Origin of the sequence: Klebsiella sp. I138 (assembly GCF_051131765.1) — a bacterium.
In the GTDB taxonomy this organism is placed as follows: domain Bacteria; phylum Pseudomonadota; class Gammaproteobacteria; order Enterobacterales; family Enterobacteriaceae; genus Klebsiella.
Map to the genome: position 1 here is coordinate 1,056,950 of NZ_CP180447.1, position 20,271 is coordinate 1,077,220.

Consider the following 20,271-nt stretch of genomic DNA (forward strand, 5'->3'; position numbering starts at 1 on the left):
TCTCATTGTTATTGTTGGGTACAGTTCGAGAAGTTACGGTTTCAGGGCATAGCGCAGCAGGTGTTCCCGGCGCGACTGGATACGTTGTGTCCGGGCATTATCCCAGCGATAAAAGCCTTGCCCGCTGCGGGCGCCGGTCTCGCCCCTGGCCACCTTTTCCGCCACCAGTTCCATCATTTCTGTGCCGCTGGCCAGCTCCGGCAGCAGGTGCTGACAAATATCCTGTACCGTCGCCAGCCCGGTCATATCGGCCGCCTCCAGCGGACCGACCATGGCGTAGCGACGGCCTAGTGAAGCCCGCATCACCCGGTCAACCACCTCCGCCGAAGCGATACCGCTTTGTACGATGTGCAGAGCTTCACGCAGCAAAGCGAACTGCAGTCGGTTGCCGACAAAACCCGGTGCTGCGCGATTCAGGACTACGGCTTCCAGCCCGCAGGCGGTGAAAAAGTCGCTGACAAGGGGAGAGAGCTCCGGGCGGGTGGTGCTTCCCGGCACGACTTCGACCAGCGGAATAAAGTGCGGCGGGTGCCAGAAATGGGCGATCAGCAGCCGCTGCGGGTGGCGCATGCCCTTGGCGAGACTATCCGGCGGCAGGCCGCTGGTATTGCTGGCGATAATGGCATCATCGGCAATGAAGGTTTCCAGCTGCGCGTAAAGCGCATGTTTGAGCGGCAAACGTTCGGGAATAGCCTCAATCAGCAGGGTACATTCGGCCAGCTCGCCGAGGTGGGGGGGCCCGGCCAGCCGGGCGAGGACGGCCTGTTCGAGGGGGGCGTCAAATTGCCCGCTCTCGTGCAGCTCATGCAAAATAGCGGCGGCGACGGCAGGGACTTCCGCAAGACGAGCCGGGTCGGTGTCGTACAGTCGAACCCGGTGGCCGTGACGAGCAAAGTGGCAGGCGATGCCGATACCCATCAGTCCGGCACCCAGTACCGCCAGCGTTGGTTTATACATAATGCCTCCTGTTAGCGTGCGATAGTCATGGCGATACCCTGTCCGCCGCCTACGCAGAGGGTTGCAAGCCCTTTACTGACGTTCCGGCGCTGCATTTCATGCAGCAGGGTGACGAGGATCCGGCAGCCGGAGGCGCCGATAGGATGGCCTAACGCGATGGCGCCGCCGTTGACGTTAACTTTGCTGCTTTCCCAGCCCAGCGACTGACCTACGGCCAGCGCCTGAACGGCAAAGGCCTCATTGGCCTCAATTAAGTCCACTTCATCCAGCTGCCATCCGGCCCGTGCCAGCGCCATCTCGCAGGCGCTAACGGGGCCAATGCCCATCACCGCAGGATCGACACCCGCCACCGCAGCGCTGACAACGCGGCCCAATACCGGCAGCCCCAGTTCATGAGCTTTGTCGGCACTCATCAGGAGCACCGCCGCCGCGCCGTCGTTAAGCGAAGAGGCGTTCCCGGCGGTGACGGTGCCGTTTTGTGGACGAAACGCAGGGCGCAGCTGCGCCAGCTGAGTCTGCGTGGTGGCAGGTCGGGGCTGCTCATCACAGGTAATGACCTGCGGCGGTTGCTTCCCCTGTCTGACAGCGATCGGCACAATCTCGTCGTCAAAGCGCCCAGCCTCCGTTGCCGCCGCCGCTTTCTGCTGTGAGCGTGCGGCAAAGGCATCCTGCTCCTGACGATCGATGGCGTACTGGTCGGCCAGGTTCTCCGCTGTAACGCCCATGTGATAGTCGTTGAAGGCGTCCCACAGGCCGTCCTGAATCATGCTGTCTTGCATGCTGCTATGGCCAATGCGCAGCCCGGCGCGGGCACCATCAATCAGATAGGGCGCGTTGCTCATGCTTTCCTGGCCGCCGGCGATAACGATCTGCGCATCGCCGCAGCGAATCGACTGTACCGCCTGCTGCACGGCTTTCAGGCCGGAGCCACAAACCAGATTGACGGTGACCGCCGGGCAACTGACCGGCAGACCGGCGCGCAGGGCCGTCTGGCGCGCCGGGTTTTGCCCGCAGCCGGCGGTCAGGACCTGGCCGAAAATCACCTCATCGACTTCCTCAGCCGGCAGGGAACAGCGGGCCAGCAAGCTGCGCACAACCTCCGCGCCGAGATCAACGGCAGAAAGCGCGGAGAAAACGCCGCGAAAGCTGCCGATGGGCGTTCTGAGCGCACTAACAATCACCACCTCTTTCATTGTGTATCCTCAGTTGAAGCGCATTTCGCAGACGTCGTCCGGCACGATCAGCTGTCCGGCAGTTTTACGGATAATTTCGTCGAGGGTGACGCCGGGGGCGTATTCGCGCAGCACGAAAGCACCGTCGCGAATCTCCAGCAGGGCGAGGTCGGTCAGCACCCGCTGGATGCAGCCGACGCCGGTCAGCGGCAGGGTGCACTGCGACAGGAGCTTGGATTCGCCGCTTTTCGAGGCATGGGTCATCACGACGATGATGTTTTGCGCACCGGCCACCAGGTCCATCGCGCCGCCCATGCCTTTCACCATTTTTCCGGGGATCATCCACGAGGCGATATTGCCCTCGACGTCGACTTCAAAGGCTCCGAGAACGGTCAGGTCGACATGGCCGCCGCGGATCATGGCGAAGGACTGTGCGGAATCGAAAATCGCCGCGCCGGTCCGGGCGGTGACCGTCTGCTTTCCGGCGTTAATCATGTCGGCGTCGAGCTCCGTTTCATCCGGAAAGCCGCCCATGCCGAGCAGACCGTTTTCGGATTGCAGCATGACGTCAATGCCCGCCGGGATGTAGTTGGCGACCAGCGTCGGGATGCCGATGCCGAGGTTGACGTAGTCGCCATCGCGCAGCTCTCTGGCGACGCGCATGGCCATTTGTTCGCGAGTCAGCATGATCATAGGCTCCCTGCGCGCAGCGTGCGCTGCTCAATACGTTTTTCAAACTGGCCAACGATCAGCCGGTCGACATAGATTCCGGGGGTATGAACAGAAGAAGGTGGCAGTTCGCCAGGCGGGACTATCTCTTCAACCTCAACCACCGTAATACGGCCTGCGGCGGCCATTAGCGGGTTAAAGTTTTGCGCCGTATGACGATAGATAACGTTGCCGTACCAGTCCGCTTTCCAGCCTTTGATAAGAGCGAAATCGCCGGTGATGGCCTCTTCAAGGATGTAGTGTTTGCCGGAGAACTGGCGTACCTCCTTGCCTGTCGCGACCGGCGTACCGTAGCCGGTGGCCGTATAAAAGCCGGGGATACCTGCGCCACCGGCGCGGATTTTCTCCGCCAGCGTTCCCTGTGGCGTCAGTTCTACCTGTAGCTCTCCGCTCAGCGCCTGCTGTTCAAATAAGGCGTTTTCACCCACGTAAGAGGCGACAACTTTGCGTACCTGGCGGCTCTCCAGCAGGATGCCGAGGCCAAAGCCGTCGACGCCGCAGTTATTTGAGACGACCGTCAGCCCCTGCACGTTTCGGCGTTGGACTTCGGCAATCAAATTTTCAGGGATACCGCACAAGCCAAAACCCCCGGCCAGCAGCGTCATCCCATCCGTTAACCCTTCCAGCGCCGCTTCGTAGCTGGCGACGCGCTTATCCAGTCCTGCCATGTTTCACCTCTGCTGGCTTGCGATGGGGCTATCATTGGGGGCGAAGACTGATTTGTTAATTTTGAATTTGTGACCCACTCATTTGGTTTTCTTATTAATTTATTGTTAACTAAATTTATTCAATTAGTTAACAGGAGGAAAAATGAGAATGAGTGTCAAACAGTTACGCGCGTTTTTAGCGGTAGCTCACACTCTGAATTTTGCCCATGCCAGTGAACGGCTGAATCTTTCGCAGCCGGCCCTCAGTTTGACGATTAAGGGGCTGGAGGAGGTGCTCGGTGGCGCGTTGCTCCAGCGCAGCACCCGCAAAGTGACGCTGACTCAGGAGGGGGAGATATTCTTACCGATGGCCCGCCAGCTGCTGGCAGACTGGGATAACGCCGAAGAGGCGATGCGCCAGCGCTTTACCCTACAGCGAGGCAAAATATCGGTGGCTGCCATGCCGTCGTTTGCGGCAAACGTGCTGCCTGAGGTGCTGAAAGCCTTTCGCGATCGCTATGCCGGCATTAACGTAACCGTGCACGATGTCATTAACGAGCAGGTGATTGAGATGGTCCGCGAAGGCCGGGTGGAGATGGGGATCGCCTTCGAACCGGCGCCGACCAATAATTTACTGTTTACGCCGCTTGGGGTTGACCGCTTTATCGCTATTGTCCCGAAAACATCGCCTCTCGCCAGCAAGCAGCGCCTTTCATGGCGTGAACTACTCAGCCTGGATTTTATTACGCTTCAGCGGCCTTCGGCGGTCCGCCTGATGCTCGAAGAGGAGCTGGCGCGCAGCGGGTGTAAGCTGGACGTAGCCCTGGAAAGTCACCAGCTGGTGACGGTGGGAAGAATGGTTGCCAGCGGGCTTGGCGGCAGCGCCGTTCCGGCATTATGCCAGTCGCAGATGCAGGCGCTGGGCGCGGTGTGCCTACCGCTGGATAATCCGCCGATTGAGAAATGTGTTGGGGTGATACATGCCGGGCATATGCAGCTGTCGAAGGCGGCTCAGGCCATGCTGGAAACGCTAAAGGGCGCATTCTCTGCCTGAACGGCGGGGAGGGGCAAAAAAACCGGCAGAGGTTGCCGGTTTAGTCATCAGATTTTGCAGGCATCGCCACAATCGTCATCGGCGACGATCGCCTGGGCTTTTTTGTCAGCGTCTTCAAGGCGTTCGGCATTGCGCTCTTGCGCTTCTTCCAGACCGCTGAATACCAGGTTTTCGAGATCAATTTCCATGAGTTACCCATTTTAGTTCAGTTTTGACCGTGGTCAGATTATAGAGCAAAACGCCCGCAGGATGAACCCTGCGTATCCATGACCGCACAGAGCGGTAATAACCCGGTCCAGCGTTTTATTTTTAACCGGCGACCATAAATGACTGCCAATAATAAGAGTTGACATGTTTCTGGATTTAATTATAGAGCATGGGAATGATTATCTGACTATTTACTAAATGAAAGGACAACGGGCGGGTAATCAGGCGTTGACTTGAACTATTTATGATATTATGGCCGCGATTATGGTTGATTCTATGGATCTTGATCAATGGCTCAAACAGCAACAGTCGCCATCAAAGAATGGCGAAAAAATAATAAATTCATTTGTCAAATTAAACTCAAATATAAAAAGGTCTTACGAAAATGCAGAGAAATACCTCTGGCAGGGGGAAAGTATAAGGAATATCAAGAGCTTTGTGATAAATACGTTTGCGCCAGATTAACCGGCGCAACGCAGGGGCTGGTCAGTTTTCAGGATAAGCCATTCAAAGCCTATTTAAATCGCAAGATGTCCAAAAGAACCAAGCTGGATATTGCTCATGGTTCTTTGATTTTTATGGAGAAAACCTTCTGTCCTGCTGCATTGTCTCAGCTATTTAATGTGACAGATTTCGGGCTGACATTGGCGGAGATTCCGTTGAAAAACGGCAGCCACATTGCGGTAAAACTGCTGGCTTCGCCTTTTCAGGAGGAGGGCGAGCTGATGCTATTAATGCTTGAGGGTGAAAAACGCATCTACAGTATCTGTTTTTCCTGTACCGAAGATGGCCGGGCTTATATTGGCGGCATTCAGGGAGGAAAAGATATTGCCAATGACGATATTAAAGTGTTGACCAAAGAGCTGCATGGTACCCGGCCAAAAAATTTAATTATTTCTCTGCTGTATGGTTTTTTACAGCACAGCGATATTAAAGAGATCTATGCCATCGACTCCGATTTTCATGTCAAAAGCGAGAAAGTACAAACCAGTTATTCTGCGCTGTGGCTGGAAGTGGGAGGCGAAAAACATCGTCGCGGATGGTATAAATTACCCCCCCAGGAGATAAAGAAAAGCCTGGAAGAGGTCAAAAGCAAGCATCGCAGCCAGTTTATCAAACGAGAAGGTTTGAAGGAGCTGGCGCAGCAGGACATGATGGCCGCCCTGCGGCAAATCAGCGGGTCTTTGCCCGCACACTAACCTGCAATAACCCATGCGCTGGTCAACAGGGGGCTGTTGACCAGCCATTTCTCGCCACACAATCATCGGCTTTCCATGCAACTTCATTTTATAAATTAAAAAATTTTAAACATTTAATGCTGGTTAGTTTTACATAACTTTTACAAATCCATATACTTTATTACGTTCTTCGCTCGGCTCATGAGCGTCCAACCAGGATGTTATGCGGTCTGTATCCGGTGCGAGTGGATCGGATGCTGTTAAAAATAAATATATTGGTTATAGCGACTTATGTCGTATGGGATGAGATATGGACGAACAACGAGGTAGCGGAAGAGGGATTTTCTTCACCGTCTACCGGGTCATATTTGTATTACTCAGTTTCTGCATCGGACTCTTTTTTACTTTCTGGGGCGGTAAGCTCCTGACACTGGGCGGTAGCGCCTGGTATCTGTTGGCCGGCGTGGCCTATCTGCTCATCGCTATCGGATATCTTATCCGCAGTCGATACGCGCTTCCTCTCGCTATTGCGACCTTCTTACTGACCCTGGTCTGGGCGCTCTATGAAGTGCAGCTCAGCTACTGGGGACTGATTCCGCGCCTGGTGGTGCCCGCGCTGCTGCTGATGCTTGGCCTGTGGCTGGCAACAACGCTGCCGGTGAAACGGGCCCGCGTGCGCTATGCCAACTGGAGCGCCGCAGCGATTTTTGTCGTCCTGCTGGCGACGCTGGTCTCCGCGTTTTATCCCCATGGCGGTATTCATCACGGCGTGGTGAAAGCCGCCTCCGATAGCAAGCCGACCCTGGCCGCACAAAATGACAACTGGGAATTTTTCGCTCGCGATGCGTCCGGTACCCGCTTTGCGCCATACGATGACATTACCCCGGAAAACGTTAAAAACCTGAAGGTGGCGTGGACCTACCACACCGGCCGTCGGGTGAGCGGCCCGGGAATCGGCGTGGATGAAAATACCCCGCTGCAAATTGGCGATACTTTGTACTCCTGTACGCCGCTGAACGTGGTCACTGCCCTGGATGCGGATACCGGCAAAGCGCGCTGGCGTTTTGATCCGCATGCGCAAACCGCCGAGCACGTCACCTGCCGCGGCGTGGGCTACTATGATGTGCAAAGCGATACGTCGCTGACGGCACAAGAGAAAGCCAGCCCGGACCTGCAGCAGTGTCCACAGCGGATTCTGGTCTCCACCGTCGATGCGCGCCTGCTGGCGCTGAATGCCAAAACCGGTGAGCTGTGCGATAACTTCGGTACCCACGGCAGCGTCGATCTCAAGCAGGGGATGGATAACACCGAAAACAGCAAGCGCTACCACCCGACGTCTACGCCGGTGATTATGGGGCACATTGCGGTACTGGGCGGCTGGGTTCGCGATATCGTTCACGGCGAGCCTTCCGGCGTAGTACGTGCCTTTGATGTGCGTACCGGGAAAGTGGTCTGGGCCTGGGACGTAGGCCAGCCGGAAAATATTACCGACCCGGAAAAAGGGCGCGTCTATACCCTCGAAACGCCGAACGTCTGGACGGTCCCGGGCTTTGATAAAGAGCTGAACCTGATTTATCTGCCGACCGGTAACGGTCCGCCGGATTACTGGGGCGGCGACCGTAACGAGGCAAAAGAGAAGTACGGCTCTTCCGTGGTCGCGGTGGATGCCAGCACCGGTGAAACGAAGTGGGTCTTCCAGACCGTTCACCACGATATCTGGGACTACGATTTACCGTCGCAGCCCGTGCTGTTCCACATGAAAAACGACCAGGGTGAAGAGGTCCCGGTTCTGATCCAGACCACTAAAACGGGTCAGATCTATGTTCTCGACCGCCGTACAGGCAAGCCGGTCACGCGAGTTGAAGAACTGCCTGTGGCGCACGAGGGTGCAGAAGGCGAACACCTTTCTGCCACCCAGCCATTCTCGACCGGGATGCCGCAGTTAGGCGTTGAGCCGCTGACGGAAAAATCGATGTGGGGCGTCACGCCGTTTGACCAGTTGATGTGCCGAATTGATTTTAAAGAGTCGACCTGGCTTGGGATGTATACCCCGCCTTCCGAAAAGCCGTACATCGAGTGGCCGAGCCTGTTGGGGGGGATGAACTGGGGCGGTATCTCCATTGATGAACGCACCGGGACGCTGTTTGTTAACGATATGCGGATGCCGCTAAGAATGTCGTTGGTGCGCCAGGAAGATATGGCGAAATACAAAGTCTCTACCGATGAAGTGCCGGGGTTCATGGGTACCGTGCGTCCGCAAATCGCCGGGCCATACGGCGGCGTGCGGATCGATATTCTGCAATCTGCGCTGGGGATACCGTGTAATACCCCGCCGTTCGGCACCATGAGCGCTATCGACCTCAATACCCGCCAGCTGATGTGGCAGGTGCCGATGGGCTCCGTTGAGGATACGGGTCCGCTGGGCCTGAAAACCCACATGCATATCCCGCTGGGGATGCCAACGCTGGGTGGCCCGACGTCAACGGCTTCCGGGCTGATCTTCTTTGCCGGGACTCAGGATAACTACCTGCGGGCGCTGGATTCAGCAACCGGGAAAGAGCTGTGGCGCGCACGGTTGCCGGTTGGGGCCGTGGCGGCACCGCTTATCTATAAATCACCGAAGACCGGAAAAGAGTACGTCGTGATTTCCGCCGGCGGCGCGAGCCATTCTCCGGATGTGGGGGATGATATTATTGCCTACGCGCTGGAAGAATAGCGCTCTGATAACGCTCCTTTAAGTTTGCCGCTCCGGCGGATTAAAACCAGCCAGCATTCGTGCTGACTGGTTTTTTTTGCTTGTCCCGCTGGCTCCGTCGGCCTGACTTCTCGGTTTAGCGAGGGGCGGCCACCGCATGGCAGGCCACATGGTGGCCGGCGGCTATCTCGCGCAGCGCGGGGATTTCGCGACGACAGCGCTCGTTGGCCTGCGGGCAGCGCGAGGAGAAACGACAGCCGGGCGGCGGATTGGATGGATCGGCAATTTCGCCTTGTACCACCGCGACGGGTTCAGCAAGCGGATCGAGCGTGGGTACCGCAGCCAGCAGCGCCTGGGTGTACGGGTGCCGCGGTTGGGCAAACAGCGCATCGCGGCTGGCGGTCTCCACCAGCTGCCCGAGATACATTACCGCCACGTCATCACACAGATGCTCCACCACCCCGAGGTCATGGGAAATGAACAGGAAGGTGACGCCGAGTTCGTCGCGCAGGTCGGAAAACAGATTGATGATCTGTGCCTGGATAGAGACATCCAGCGCCGAGATCGGCTCGTCGGCAATGATAAAGTCCGGGTTGAGGATCAGCGCGCGGGCAATACCGATACGCTGGCGCTGGCCGCCCGAAAACTCATGCGGAAAGCGAGTGTAGTGCTGCGGGGCCAGACCGCAGATTTGCATCACCGCAATCACCTTGTCATACAGCTCCGCCCGGCTGCACAGCTTATGTTGCAGCATCGCTTCGCCGATCGCCTCCCCGATGCGAATTCTCGGGTTAAGCGAACTGTAGGGGTCCTGAAAGACCAGCTGGATTTTGGGCCGTAGCGCCTGCATCTCCTGCGAAGAGAGCGCGGAAAGCTCCCGACCCCGGTATTTAACGCTGCCGGCGGTCTTCTCATACAGCCCCAGCAGAGTACGGCCCACGGTGGTTTTCCCGCTCCCGGATTCGCCCACCAGGCCGAAAATAGTCCCCTGGCGAATGCGAAAGCTCACGCCGTCCACCGCCCGCAGCTGCCCGGTTTGTTGGCCAAACAGCCCGTCGTGCAGCGGAAAGTATTTTTTTAAGCCGTCGACTTCAATGACGTATTCATTGTTCATGCTATTGGCTCCGCTGGGATCGTATGAAAGCAGGCGACCTGCTGCGGGGTTCCCAGCAGCGGGGGAATACCCTGGCGACAGCGTGTGCTGGCTCGCGCGCAGCGCTCGGCAAAGGCACAGCCGGGCGGCAGCGCCGCCAAATCCGGAACCTGCCCGGGAATCGAATAGAGGCGCTGTCGTCGTTCGCCGGCAACCGGACGCGATGCGATCAGCCCCTGGGTATAGGGGTGCTGCGGGTTGCGTAAAATATCGCCGGTAGCGCCGTATTCGACCACCCGTCCGGCGTACATCACCACCACCTGTTGCGCCATCTGTGCAATCACGCCGAGATCGTGGGTAATCAACATCATGGCCATCCGGTCGGCCTGTGCCCGATCGCGCAGCAGGCGCAGGATTTGCGCCTGGACGGTCACGTCCAGCGCGGTGGTGGGCTCATCGGCGATCAGTAGCTTCGGCTGGCAGCTCAGCGCCATGGCAATCATCACGCGCTGTAGCATGCCGCCGGAAAGCTGGTGCGGGTAGCTGCTCATCAGGCTGTCGGCGCGAGCTAGCCCCACTTCGCTGATTAAGCGTGTGGCATGATGCCAGGCGGCCTTCGGTGATTCACCCCGGTGGCGAATGAGCGGCTCGCAGAGCTGCTCACCGAGAGTCAACACCGGGTTCAGCGCGGTCATGGGTTCCTGAAAGATCATCGCCAGCTGGTTGCCGCGCAGGTCGGCCATTTTATGGGCTTTGAGACGGAGCAGGTCCTGTCCCTCAAAGAGGATTTCTCCGCTATCAATGCGTGCGGCCTGGGGCGGAAGCAGTCCCATTAGGGTCATTGCGGTGACGCTTTTACCGCAGCCGGATTCGCCGACCACTCCGACGGTTTGCCCGGCATGAATGGCAAATGACACCTCCTGTACCGCCCGCACGCGCTGCTTTTCGGCGGCAAAGGAGACGGAGAGTTGTCGGAAGGTGATTAACGGGGCGCTCATTTCAGCCTCTGTTTCATTTTTGGATCCATTGCATCGCGCAGGCCGTCGCCCAGCACGTTAATGGCGACCACGGTGATAAAAATGGCGATGCCCGGCGGCATCCACAGCCACGGGCGACGCTGGAAGTCGATCAGGCTGTTGGCGGCGTCCATCATATTGCCCCATGATGGCGTGGGCGGGACCACGCCCAGCCCAAGATAGCTGAGGGCCGATTCGCTAAGAATGGCATTTGCCACCGCCATCGTAGCCATGACCACCAGTACCGGGAGGGTATTGGGGAGCAGGTGGCCAAACAGACGACGGCGGGCGGAGAGCCCCAGCACCTGGGTTGCCAGCATAAAATCACGCTCGCGCAACGACAGACACTGACCGCGCACCAGGCGCGCCAGCTTCGGCCACTCCAGCAGGCTAAGCATCACCACGACCATGTAGATTCTGGCGTCCGGAGAAAAATCGAGCTCGGACAACATCGCTCCGGCGACAATCAGCAGCGGCAGGCCGGGAATGGTCATCACCAGGTCTGCCAGACGCATGATCAGTTTATCGGTCAGACCTCCGGCATAACCGGAGACGGCGCCGAGCAGGTAGCCCAGCGCCACCGATAACAGCATGGTCAGCAGGCCGATCGTCAAAGAGATGCGGCCGGCCAACAGCAGACGGGTATAAACATCGCGGCCGAGAAAATCGGTTCCCAGCCAGTGCTCAGCGCCAGGTGGTTTGTTAATCATCAGCACATCAGTAGCATCATCTTTCCACGGCGACCAGACCGGCCCCAGCACGCACCAGGCGGCCATCAGCGCCAGCACCAGCAGGCAAAACATGGCCAGCCGGTTGCCTTTGAGCGAGCGCCATGCCTGGTGCCACGGCGACGGGGTAATCCGGGCGAGTGCCGGGATCTCCGCCTTGCGCAGGCGGCGTTGCGTTGAAAACAGAGAGCTAAACATTATGATCTCACCCGAATTCGCGGGTCGGCCCACGCGTAAAGGACGTCGGCAACGAGGTTGCCCAGAATGGTGAGTACCGCCAGAAACAGGGTAAAACCCATCAGCACCGGATAATCACGGGCCGCCAGCGAGTCGATATGAATATGCCCGGCTCCGGGCCAGTTAAAGACCTTTTCCGTGATGATGGCGCCGGAGAACAGCCCCGGCAGCTCAAAGCCAAGCAAAGTGATAATGGGCAGGAGGGCATTGCGTAGCGCGTGTTTGAAAATGACCGTCCGTTCACGCAGCCCTTTGGCGCGGGCGGTGCGGATAAAATCCATTTTGACCACGTCGAGCATACTGGCGCGAAAGTAGCGCGTCAGGCTGCCTGCCTGAAGCATTACCAGCGCCAGAACCGGCAGCACCAGATGTGCAGCCACCTGCAGGATATAGTCCCAGCCGCTGTCATCGCTGCCGGTGTTGGTCATCCCACCCACCGGCAGCCAGTGCAGATCGACGGCAAACCACTTAATCAGCAGCAGGCAGAGGAAAAAGGTCGGAAAGGACATGGCGGCAAAGACGGCCACGCTCACCAGGTGGTCAAACAGCGAATTTGGCTTCATAGCGGAGACGATACCCACCGTCAGCCCGATACCCCAGTAGAAAACCAGCGCAATGCTGGCCAGCAGGAAGGAGTTCCAGATGTACTGGTTTAGCAACTGGCTAACCGGGATCTGGTATTGCAGCGAGAACCCCAGGTCGCCTTGCAGCAACTGGCCGAGCCAGTGCAGATAGCGGGTCAACAGCGGCTGATCGAGGCCATAGATGGCTTTGAGTTCAGCGGCGCGAGCGGCGGTGAGAGTAATGTTACCATCGATAAAGTCACCGGGGGTTTTGGCAAACAGCATAAAAATGATAAATGAGGCCAGCAGCAGCATCGGCAGAGTTTGCAGCAGCCGTCTCAGGATGAAGTTTCTCATGACATTCTCACATCAGCCGCCGGGATGCCCTGGCGGCCGGGATGGTTACCTGGTGATTTTTACATCCGGCAGGCTGCCGGTCAGACCGTTATAAATATCCGGTTTAAAACCGCTCACCCGGGCACTGCTGGCCGAGAGAATTTGGCGGTAACCAAGGAGGATAACCGGCGGGTCTTCAGCCAGAACCTGATACAGCTGGTGGTAAATCGGCTTACGTTTCTCAACGTCAAGTACCGAGTTGCCTTCGTTAATCAGCTTATCGACCTGCGGATTGTTATAGCCCGACTCTTTGGCTTCGGTGCTGTAGAAATCCCATACGCCATCATGCGGATCGTTGAGCGTACTGGTGCTGAAGGAAGCCAGGTCATAATTACCCGCTTTACGCTGGGCCATCAGGGCGTTGAAGTCGACCACCTGTGGTTTGAGCACAACGCCAATCTGCTGCCAGTTCTCTTTGGCTATCGGGATTAGGGCATCGTTGAGCACCTTCTTGCTGACCAGCAGGGTGAGTTCCAGACGCTGACCGTCTTTCACGCGGATGCCGTCCGGTCCCGGTTTCCAGCCCGCCTCATCGAGCAGTTTTTTGGCCTGCACCGGATCGTAGTGATAAGGGTTGACCCCCTGCGGGTTGTAGGCCCAGGAGATCGGCGCGATAGGTTCAACCGCCACTTTGCCATAACCCTGATACACCACATCGATCAGCTTCTGGCGGTCGAGGCCGTAAATCAGCGCCTGGCGAACTTTGACATCCTTCAGCGCCGGACGACGGACGTTAAATTCCACCTGGCTGTAATCGCTGGAGCCGTAGAGGTTGATATTGGCGAAACCGAGCATTTTAAGCTGTTCAATATCGTCCGGGCGCGACGTAAATGCGTCATAGTCGGTTTCGCCGGTCTGGAATAGCTGGAAGTTGGTCGACGGGTTGGTGACGCGATAAATAAAGCGCGGGGTTGGCGGTGTGCCACGGTAGAAGTGGCTGTTGGCGTGGAAACGAATCTCCTGACCCGGAATATATTTGTCATAGACGTAAGGACCGTTGCCCAGCGGTTTCCCGTGCAGGGTACGGAGATAGTCGAGGTTGCCACGCTGATACTCTTTGCCGTACCAGGCTTTCGACAGCACCGGGCCACCGATCCTTGAGAGGGTGGTGGCGCCAGGCTGGGTCGTGGTGACCTGCAGGGTAAGCGGGTCGATGACCTTCAGGCCGCTGACGCTGTCGGCTTTTCCGGCTTTATATTCGGCGCCACCGGCAATGTTGGCGAGGGTAATATCGGTGTCGCCATCGTACTTCGGATCCAGCAGCACGGTCAGCGTAAAGGCCACATCCTGCGCGGTGAGCGGCGAGCCGTCGCTGAAGGTCAGGTTCGGACGTAGCTTGATGGTATACACGTTGTTATCCGCGCTGATGTGCCAGCTCTCTGCCAGACCGGGGACCAGGTTGCCGTGGCTGTCCCAGTCGATCAGGCGAGAAAAGATGACGTTAGTGACGTTTTCATCCCAGCCGTTAACGAAGAAGTAGGGGTTAAAGATCCCCTGCGGCTCGGAAATACCGGCGACAACGGTGTCCTTGCGCAGTTTGGCGGCGGCCGGGATCTGGCCGGCGTCGGTGGCCGGGGTGACGCCTTCTGGCAAAATTTCATCCGCGTGGGCAACAGTGGAAAATGCCAGCGTGCCGCCGATTAACGCGATTCCAAGAGCAAGTGAAAACCCGGTCTGTTTAGTTTTTAATCCGTGCAGTAATCTGGACAAAAGTGCTCCCTCATCAAATGATTGCGCTGAAATTTACAATTCATGACGAAAGATAAGAGGCGCACCGCAGCCTGTCTAACAACGAAAAAATATGCTTTATAGCGAATCGGCATTAGCAATAATCTGGCAATAAAATGCCAGATTTTGATTAAGGAGGAGTATTTTCTACCGCTGAGTCTGTGCCCAGCGTCAGGCGGTCTGCGACCCAGCCATGCTGGCGCAGCGCGTCGTCATTCAGCGGCTGGGGCAGGCGGATGCGCAACTGACCGATAACGCGTCCCTGGATCTGCTCACAGTTGCCGTACAGCAGACTGGCTCCGGCGCCCAGCAAAGCGGCAATCTGGTGCAGATCTGGTTCGCCACCGCTGCTGCCGTCAAAGTGCAGAGTGACCAGCTGCGAACCGGCGGCGTGGGGCGCACTTTCGCCGGGCCTCGCTTGATGCAGCGTACGGGTCATGCTGCGGGTGACTTCATGCTGCGGGTTACCAAACACCCGCCACACCTCGCCCTGCTCGATAATTCTCCCGCGTTCGAGCACCGCTACCCGGTCACATAGCGTGCGAATCACCTCCATTTCATGGGTAATGAGGATAATCGTCAGGCCCAGACGCTGGTTAATCTCTTTCAGCAGTTTGAGAACGGAGAAGGTATTTTCCGGGTCGAGTGCGGAGGTTGCTTCGTCGCAAAGCAGGATTTCCGGTTGAGTCACCAGCGCTCGGGCGATCCCGGTGCGCTGCTTTTGCCCACCGGAGAGCTTTGCCGGCCAGCTATCGCGCAGCGCGCTCAGGCCCACCAGTTCCAGCATCTCATCAACCCGACGCAGCCGCTCCGCCCGCGGGATGCCGGCCATTTTGAGCGGAAGCTCGACGTTTTGCGACACTGTTTTAGTCGACATCAGGTTGAAGTGCTGAAAGATCATTGCCACCCGGCGGCGCAGGTCGCGCAGCTGGCTACGTGAATAGTCCAGAGTCTGTTCGCCGTGAATAATGATATCGCCGCTGTCGGCGCTCTCCAGGCGATTAAACAGCCGCAGCAGCGTTGATTTCCCGGCCCCGCTGCGTCCGATAATGCCGAAGATTTCGCCCTGATAGAGCGTCAGGTTGATATCCTGTAGTGCCTGAACGCCGTTGGGATAGGCTTTACCTATCCCGGTTAACTGAATATGCGGTACGGTAGGGGAGTTGTGCGTCACGACAATGTGCTCCGTCAGCCTGGTAGACCGGCAGCATCAGCGCTGCCGGGTACGATCCGGGTATCAAAAGCCCGGGACGATTTTGCCCTTGTAGCGGGTCAGGATAAAGTTGCGCACCGCGTCGGAGTGCAGCGCTTTCGCCAGTTTCTGGATCCCCGGGTCATTGAGATTATCGGGACGGGCCACCAGATATTCGACGTACAGATCGCTGCCTTTTTCCACCAGCAGCGCCTTATCGGTATCAATCCCGGCTTCCAGCGCATAGTTGGCGAAAATAAACGCCAGATCGACCTGATTCACCGCCCGCGCCAGCATGGCGCCTTCCAGCTCGCGGATCTTAAAATGGTGCGGGTTGGCGATGATATCCCGGGTCGCCGACTGCGGGTCTTTCGGGTTTTTCAGGGTCAGCAGGCCGGCATCGCTTAACATAACCAGCGCCCGACCGGTGTTAACCGGGTCATTCGGTACCGCAATGGTGGCGCCATCCGGGATCGCTTTGATGTCATGGTATTTGCTGGAATAGGCGCCGAAAGGTTCTATATGAACGCCCACCACCGGGACCAGATGGGTATGTCGGGTCTGGTTGTAGTTGTCGAGGAACGGGCGGTACTGATAGTAATTGGCGTCGAGATTTTTCTCCGCCAGCTGTTGATTGGGCTGAATAAAGTCATTAAAGACTTTGATTTTCAAATCCACGCCCTGTTTAGCCAGCGCCGGCTTCACGAACTCAAGAATTTCCGCGTGCGGCACCGGCGTGGCACCCACGGTGAGCGTTTCGTTGGCAGCGACAGAGGCGGAGAAGAGGGCCAGCAGCCCGGCAGCGATAAGGTTAATTTGCAGTGTCTTTTTCATGGTCTGTTCCTGGAATATCAGCGGTGTCGTCATTATTTACGGCTCATGTACCGCACCAGGCGGTCGCCGCTCATCTGTAAAACCTGTACCAGGGCAATCAGCAGCAGGACGGTGACGACCATCACGTCTGTCTGAAAGCGCTGGTAGCCAAAACGAATCGCCAGATCCCCGAGCCCGCCACCGCCGATTACGCCTGCCATAGAGGTGTAGTCCACCAGCAAAATGGCGGTCACGGTGACGGCAGCAACCAGCCCGGCGCGCGATTCGGGTAGCAGCGTGTGCCAGATCAGCTGTGCGGTATTCCCGCCCATTGACCAGCTGGCCTCGACCAGGCCGTGATCCACCTCGCGCAGGGCGGTTTCCACCAGCCGGGCGAAGAAGGGCGCGCAGCCCGCCACCAGCGGTGGAATGGTGCCCTGCACGCCGAGTGAGGTGCCGGTGATGAAGGTAGTGACCGGGATCATAACGATCAGCAAAATAATGAACGGCAGCGATCGCAGGACGTTGACGCAAAACGACAGCAGACGGTACAGCCGCGGGGCGTGCAGCAGTCGAGGCTGGCCGGTGAGGCAGAGGACTATCCCCAGCGGCAGGCCCGCCAGGACGGTAAAGCCCAGCGACCAGCCCAGCATCGTGACGGTATCGATGCCCGCCAGCGCGACGTCGTTCCAGTCGATATCGGCAAAAAATTCCAGCACGGGAGCCACCTTAGTTCCAGTCGTGACGCTGGGGGCGAATGCCGTTTAAGACCCAGTTGCCGAGCAGCTGGTATTTCCAGCGTACCGGGTCGTGCAGAGTGTGAACCCGCGCATTACGCCAGTGGCGATCGAAGTTGTGGCGGTTGCTTGTCGCGCGGGTGCCCCCGAGTTCAAACAGGCGGCTGGCAGCATCAAGCGCGACTTCGGTGGTGAACACCTTGGCCCGGGCGACGGCGATGGAGGCCTGCGCGACATGCTCTTCACTGAGATCATGTTTGAACCGGTCCAGTACCTTCCCCGCTCGCTCCAGCAGCGCCTCGGCGGCGGCCAGGCGGCTATCAATCTGCCCGATATGGTAGATGGTGAGCGGATCTTCACCGGCCTGCTCGACGCCGGCATCAATCCACGGGCGGGCGAACTGAGTGACGAACGCGACCGTATCGTTGAGGGCCGCCCGGGCAATTCCGGCATCAATGGCGGCGGTGGTGAGCTGGGCGAAGGGGCCGGCCAGCGTCGGCGTGGCATAGGATTTCCACGTCGGGAAGAGATGGAACGGCTCCACCGCCAGGTTCTCCGCCAGTACCGTGCCGCTGGCGGTATTTCGCTGACCCAGGCAGTCCCAGTCGTCGGCCACCGTCAGGCCAGCGCTGTTACGTGGCACAAAGGCCAGCTGCGCGTTATCGTCAGCATCCAGCGCGAGAATGCCTATCCAGTGGGCGTACAGCGAGCCGGTGCAATAGCCTTTTCGCCCGTTAATGAACAAACCATCACCACGGGCTTCCAGGCGGGTACGAATATCGAGCACCGTTTTTCCTCCGGTTTCGGAGAGGGCATTGGCGAAGCGATATCCTTGCAGTACCAGACTAAAAAAGAAGGCCTGTTGCTCTGCGCTGCCCTGCAGGCGAACATCCTCAAGCAGGCAGTAATGGTTTTGCGGAATTTGCCCAAGCGACGGGTCGGCGGCGGAGATGATGGCAATGACCTGGGCCAGAGTCGCGGCTGAGACCTCGGCACCTCCCCACTGGCGTGGTACCGTGATGCCCCACAGGCCGCTATTGGAAAATGTATCGACGATGTCCGGCGGTACCGTGCCGCGGCGGTCGCGCTCTGCGGCACCCGGCTGCAACAGCAGGGCAATCTCATGGGCAATGGTGAGGGCCTCTTCATCGCTGCGGATGAGGTGTGCATCCGGCGCATTGCGGGTGTAGCTGATGGGTGGTTTGCTCTCTGACATACGGATTTCTCGTGGTTAACTAAACGGCTATATGCAAAAAATAGATAACTAAATAATCTATAATTCCAATGTGTTATATATGGGGAGCAAAGGATGTGCCAAATCGTTATGGATTTTTAAGTCTTTTAAATCAATGTATTACGTTTTGGTTTGCGGGCCGTACTGCTGCGAACGCAACTGAGGTGAAAACGGGCTGTTGCATTTCCAACAGCCTTCGATGGGCAGGCTTGCTGAATATAACGTTATGTAGTCTGATATATAGCGAAAATGACAACCAGAGGATCGGAAATGCATCTGTTCATGTTTTATGTCGGCGGCAATGCGGGGAAATCGAATATTGAAGTCCATGACATTCAGTTTGTGGTGGCGCAAACCCCGGAACAGGCCTGGCCTGCGCTGCGCGAGGCCTGGTTTGGCGATGCGGATAAAATCCATATTGACGGCTATAGCAGGATTAGCTGGGCCGATGGTTACGATGTGACCTTAGCCAAAACACCTGCCCGCGGCAGGGAAAAGCTGTTCTTTGTCAACGCCGGTGGCTATCGCCCGGATACGCTGGCGGAACTGCATGAGTTCGATCTGTTCGTGGCGCATGACGCGCGGGAAGCGAAGGAGAAGGCGCTGAAGACGCTACTTTGCGGCGCCTGGCAGCAGCATAAAGACAATTTGCAGGCCGTGGATGATTGTCTGCTGCTGGAAAAAGTGGGCGACTGGTATTTACATCTGACGCCCAACGCCGGAGGCTCGGCGGCGAAACCCGAGTGGCAAGGCTATCAACCGATAGGGCTGTAATCAGCCCTATCGATGAGTGTTAGCATCAACGGGTTTTCGCTTACCGCAGGGTTCAGGCAAGCGGCTGCCATAGCGCCTCCGGCCTGGCGAACCCTGCCTCCACCTGCGCGAAAAAGCGGCTGGCATGCAGGCCATCAACAAAGGTGTGGTTGAATTTTCCCGCGACCGGAATGACGCCGTTTTTCAACTGGCCCCATGTGAGGGCGGGTACCGCCGCACCCGCATAATACTCGGCATGGGTGATGGCGCTAAAGTGGACCCACGGCAGACAGCTGGCGCAGAAAAAGTGCTCGCCATCGACAATCAGCGGCGCCGGGTCGGTGGTTTTTGCCGCTTCAATTTTGGGCGTCGCCGCCCGGCTAAAGGCGGTAAAGTCGGCGGCGTTGTCGCACCATACCTGGCGAAATCCCTCCTGGACGGTCATGACGGGAGTCATTACCGCAATATCATCGTACTCAATAATATCGTCGCCGCGAACGCGCTGTTTTAGCTGCGGCACCGCATTGGCTGCCCGCAGCAGCGCGTAGAGCGCCAGCTGGAAAAAGGAGACCTGGTTATCCTTTGCACATTCGTACAGGCGCTGTGCTTCCACCGGTACACAGAGATTAAAGCTGGGGCTGGCAAAGGTACGGTAAAAATCAAAATGATCTCGACGATGCCAGGTGTCTTTATCGATAACGTGGTAGGTGGGCACTGCGCGCTCCTGATCGGTATGGGTTGCAGAGATGACTATGCAACGATTTCAATCAGGTTTCCATCCGGGTCTTTGATGACCGCTTCATAATAGCCGTCGCCGGTTGTGCGCGGTGGGGAAACCAGAATCCCCTGCGCCTGCGCCCGCTTCGCCAGCGTATCTACCTGCTGCGCGCCGCCAACCGAGATAGCCAGATGAACCCAGCCGGTCTGGTTATTATCCGGCGTACTTGCCTGCAACCCTGGTTTGCTCATGAGCTCGATAGCAATATCCTCGCCGATTTTCACAAAGTAGGACTCAAAACCGGGATTGGTCTGGCTGCAATATTTTTCGTTAATCTGGCCCTCGAAGAAAGCGGTCCAGAAGCGGGCCTGCTGCTCAAGCTGGCGGGTCCATAACGCGATATGGGCAATTTTCATTTTAAACC

General features: G+C 57.6%; 20 protein-coding genes. 4 read left to right on the top strand and 16 right to left on the bottom strand.

The window, feature by feature from the left end:
- Window positions 1-33: 33 nt before the first annotated feature.
- Genes ACMYSK_RS04860 through ACMYSK_RS04875 form a run of 4 tightly spaced genes read right to left on the bottom strand, consistent with a single transcriptional unit; the run spans window position 34 to window position 3,526 of the window.
- Window positions 34-957: a 3-hydroxyacyl-CoA dehydrogenase family protein gene (locus ACMYSK_RS04860; RefSeq protein ID WP_434640658.1), complete on the bottom strand. Its 924-nt coding sequence runs from the start codon at window positions 955-957 to the stop codon at window positions 34-36.
- An 11-nt stretch (window positions 958-968) separates the two neighbouring features.
- Window positions 969-2,150 (bottom strand): acetyl-CoA C-acetyltransferase, encoded by a 1,182-nt coding sequence (locus ACMYSK_RS04865; RefSeq protein WP_434640660.1) that lies wholly within the window; start codon window positions 2,148-2,150, stop codon window positions 969-971.
- Between the two features lie 9 nt (window positions 2,151-2,159).
- On the bottom strand, window positions 2,160-2,816 hold the full coding sequence (locus ACMYSK_RS04870; protein ID WP_434643865.1) for a CoA transferase subunit B: 657 nt from the start codon (window positions 2,814-2,816) through the stop codon (window positions 2,160-2,162).
- A 2-nt stretch (window positions 2,817-2,818) separates the two neighbouring features.
- The gene (locus ACMYSK_RS04875; protein WP_434640662.1) at window positions 2,819-3,526 is read right to left on the bottom strand and encodes a CoA transferase subunit A; all 708 of its coding nucleotides are present in this window, start codon (window positions 3,524-3,526) and stop codon (window positions 2,819-2,821) included.
- Between the two features lie 142 nt (window positions 3,527-3,668).
- Between ACMYSK_RS04875 and ACMYSK_RS04880 the strand changes: the two genes are divergently transcribed.
- Entirely contained in the window at window positions 3,669-4,559 is an 891-nt protein-coding gene (locus tag ACMYSK_RS04880; protein WP_434640664.1) for a LysR family transcriptional regulator, read from the top strand.
- Between the two features lie 47 nt (window positions 4,560-4,606).
- Here the strand turns inward: ACMYSK_RS04880 and ACMYSK_RS04885 are convergent, their stop codons facing one another.
- Entirely contained in the window at window positions 4,607-4,747 is a 141-nt protein-coding gene (locus ACMYSK_RS04885) for a hypothetical protein (RefSeq protein WP_434640666.1), read from the bottom strand.
- 309 nt (window positions 4,748-5,056) lie between these two features.
- Here ACMYSK_RS04885 and ACMYSK_RS04890 point away from each other — a divergent pair, with 309 nt between their 5' ends.
- Together ACMYSK_RS04890 and ACMYSK_RS04895 are read left to right on the top strand one after the other, a co-directional pair.
- Entirely contained in the window at window positions 5,057-5,965 is a 909-nt protein-coding gene (locus tag ACMYSK_RS04890) for a DUF535 family protein (RefSeq protein WP_434640668.1), read from the top strand.
- A 289-nt stretch (window positions 5,966-6,254) separates the two neighbouring features.
- Window positions 6,255-8,660 carry a membrane-bound PQQ-dependent dehydrogenase, glucose/quinate/shikimate family gene (locus ACMYSK_RS04895; protein WP_434640670.1) on the top strand — a complete coding sequence of 802 codons (2,406 nt, stop codon included), beginning with the start codon at window positions 6,255-6,257 and terminating at the stop codon, window positions 8,658-8,660.
- A gap of 115 nt (window positions 8,661-8,775) precedes the next feature.
- Here the strand turns inward: ACMYSK_RS04895 and ACMYSK_RS04900 are convergent, their stop codons facing one another.
- The 9 genes from ACMYSK_RS04900 to ACMYSK_RS04940 form a co-directional block, all read right to left on the bottom strand.
- The gene (locus ACMYSK_RS04900; protein WP_434640671.1) at window positions 8,776-9,753 is read right to left on the bottom strand and encodes an ABC transporter ATP-binding protein; all 978 of its coding nucleotides are present in this window, start codon (window positions 9,751-9,753) and stop codon (window positions 8,776-8,778) included.
- Window positions 9,750-10,730 carry an ABC transporter ATP-binding protein gene (locus tag ACMYSK_RS04905; protein ID WP_434640673.1) on the bottom strand — a complete coding sequence of 327 codons (981 nt, stop codon included), beginning with the start codon at window positions 10,728-10,730 and terminating at the stop codon, window positions 9,750-9,752. The genes ACMYSK_RS04900 and ACMYSK_RS04905 overlap by 4 nt, the downstream gene beginning before the upstream one ends.
- Window positions 10,727-11,674, bottom strand: a complete 948-nt coding sequence (gene opp4C, locus ACMYSK_RS04910) for an oligopeptide ABC transporter permease (RefSeq protein ID WP_434640675.1) — start codon at window positions 11,672-11,674, stop codon at window positions 10,727-10,729. The genes ACMYSK_RS04905 and opp4C overlap by 4 nt, the downstream gene beginning before the upstream one ends.
- Window positions 11,674-12,633 (bottom strand): ABC transporter permease, encoded by a 960-nt coding sequence (locus ACMYSK_RS04915; protein ID WP_434640677.1) that lies wholly within the window; start codon window positions 12,631-12,633, stop codon window positions 11,674-11,676. The genes opp4C and ACMYSK_RS04915 overlap by 1 nt, the downstream gene beginning before the upstream one ends.
- A 45-nt stretch (window positions 12,634-12,678) precedes the next feature.
- Complete coding sequence (locus ACMYSK_RS04920; protein ID WP_434640679.1) at window positions 12,679-14,382, bottom strand: ABC transporter substrate-binding protein; 1,704 nt, start codon at window positions 14,380-14,382, stop codon at window positions 12,679-12,681.
- 148 nt (window positions 14,383-14,530) lie between these two features.
- Entirely contained in the window at window positions 14,531-15,574 is a 1,044-nt protein-coding gene (locus ACMYSK_RS04925) for a methionine ABC transporter ATP-binding protein (protein ID WP_434640681.1), read from the bottom strand.
- A 63-nt stretch (window positions 15,575-15,637) separates the two neighbouring features.
- Entirely contained in the window at window positions 15,638-16,426 is a 789-nt protein-coding gene (locus tag ACMYSK_RS04930) for a MetQ/NlpA family ABC transporter substrate-binding protein (protein ID WP_434640683.1), read from the bottom strand.
- Between the two features lie 32 nt (window positions 16,427-16,458).
- Entirely contained in the window at window positions 16,459-17,124 is a 666-nt protein-coding gene (locus ACMYSK_RS04935; RefSeq protein ID WP_434640685.1) for a methionine ABC transporter permease, read from the bottom strand.
- A gap of 10 nt (window positions 17,125-17,134) precedes the next feature.
- Window positions 17,135-18,358 (bottom strand): SfnB family sulfur acquisition oxidoreductase, encoded by a 1,224-nt coding sequence (locus tag ACMYSK_RS04940; RefSeq protein WP_434640687.1) that lies wholly within the window; start codon window positions 18,356-18,358, stop codon window positions 17,135-17,137.
- A 288-nt stretch (window positions 18,359-18,646) separates the two neighbouring features.
- On the opposite strand from ACMYSK_RS04940, the gene ACMYSK_RS04945 reads away from it, so the two are divergent.
- Window positions 18,647-19,150 (top strand): DUF1543 domain-containing protein, encoded by a 504-nt coding sequence (locus ACMYSK_RS04945; protein WP_434640689.1) that lies wholly within the window; start codon window positions 18,647-18,649, stop codon window positions 19,148-19,150.
- A 52-nt stretch (window positions 19,151-19,202) separates the two neighbouring features.
- Here ACMYSK_RS04945 and ACMYSK_RS04950 read toward each other — a convergent pair whose 3' ends face one another.
- Window positions 19,203-19,844: a CatA-like O-acetyltransferase, family 1 gene (locus ACMYSK_RS04950; protein WP_434640691.1), complete on the bottom strand. Its 642-nt coding sequence runs from the start codon at window positions 19,842-19,844 to the stop codon at window positions 19,203-19,205.
- A gap of 35 nt (window positions 19,845-19,879) precedes the next feature.
- Entirely contained in the window at window positions 19,880-20,263 is a 384-nt protein-coding gene (locus tag ACMYSK_RS04955; RefSeq protein WP_434640693.1) for a VOC family protein, read from the bottom strand.
- Between the last annotated feature and the right edge of the window lie 8 nt (window positions 20,264-20,271).

Bases quoted from the DNA above. Each gene is read 5' to 3' on its own strand.
- ACMYSK_RS04930 (WP_434640683.1), bottom strand. From the start codon at position 16,426: ATGAAAAAGACACTGCAAATTAACCTTATCGCTGCCGGGCTGCTGGCC.
- ACMYSK_RS04865 (WP_434640660.1), bottom strand. From the start codon at position 2,150: ATGAAAGAGGTGGTGATTGTTAGTGCGCTCAGAACGCCCATCGGCAGC.
- ACMYSK_RS04895 (WP_434640670.1), top strand. From the start codon at position 6,255: ATGGACGAACAACGAGGTAGCGGAAGAGGGATTTTCTTCACCGTCTAC.
- ACMYSK_RS04905 (WP_434640673.1), bottom strand. From the start codon at position 10,730: ATGAGCGCCCCGTTAATCACCTTCCGACAACTCTCCGTCTCCTTTGCC.
- ACMYSK_RS04860 (WP_434640658.1), bottom strand. From the start codon at position 957: ATGTATAAACCAACGCTGGCGGTACTGGGTGCCGGACTGATGGGTATC.
- ACMYSK_RS04940 (WP_434640687.1), bottom strand. From the start codon at position 18,358: ATGTCAGAGAGCAAACCACCCATCAGCTACACCCGCAATGCGCCGGAT.
- ACMYSK_RS04880 (WP_434640664.1), top strand. From the start codon at position 3,669: ATGAGAATGAGTGTCAAACAGTTACGCGCGTTTTTAGCGGTAGCTCAC.
- ACMYSK_RS04875 (WP_434640662.1), bottom strand. From the start codon at position 3,526: ATGGCAGGACTGGATAAGCGCGTCGCCAGCTACGAAGCGGCGCTGGAA.
- ACMYSK_RS04885 (WP_434640666.1), bottom strand. From the start codon at position 4,747: ATGGAAATTGATCTCGAAAACCTGGTATTCAGCGGTCTGGAAGAAGCG.
- ACMYSK_RS04870 (WP_434643865.1), bottom strand. From the start codon at position 2,816: ATGCTGACTCGCGAACAAATGGCCATGCGCGTCGCCAGAGAGCTGCGC.
- opp4C (WP_434640675.1), bottom strand. From the start codon at position 11,674: ATGTTTAGCTCTCTGTTTTCAACGCAACGCCGCCTGCGCAAGGCGGAG.
- ACMYSK_RS04915 (WP_434640677.1), bottom strand. From the start codon at position 12,633: ATGAGAAACTTCATCCTGAGACGGCTGCTGCAAACTCTGCCGATGCTG.
- ACMYSK_RS04890 (WP_434640668.1), top strand. From the start codon at position 5,057: ATGGCTCAAACAGCAACAGTCGCCATCAAAGAATGGCGAAAAAATAAT.
- ACMYSK_RS04955 (WP_434640693.1), bottom strand. From the start codon at position 20,263: ATGAAAATTGCCCATATCGCGTTATGGACCCGCCAGCTTGAGCAGCAG.
- ACMYSK_RS04945 (WP_434640689.1), top strand. From the start codon at position 18,647: ATGCATCTGTTCATGTTTTATGTCGGCGGCAATGCGGGGAAATCGAAT.
- ACMYSK_RS04900 (WP_434640671.1), bottom strand. From the start codon at position 9,753: ATGAACAATGAATACGTCATTGAAGTCGACGGCTTAAAAAAATACTTT.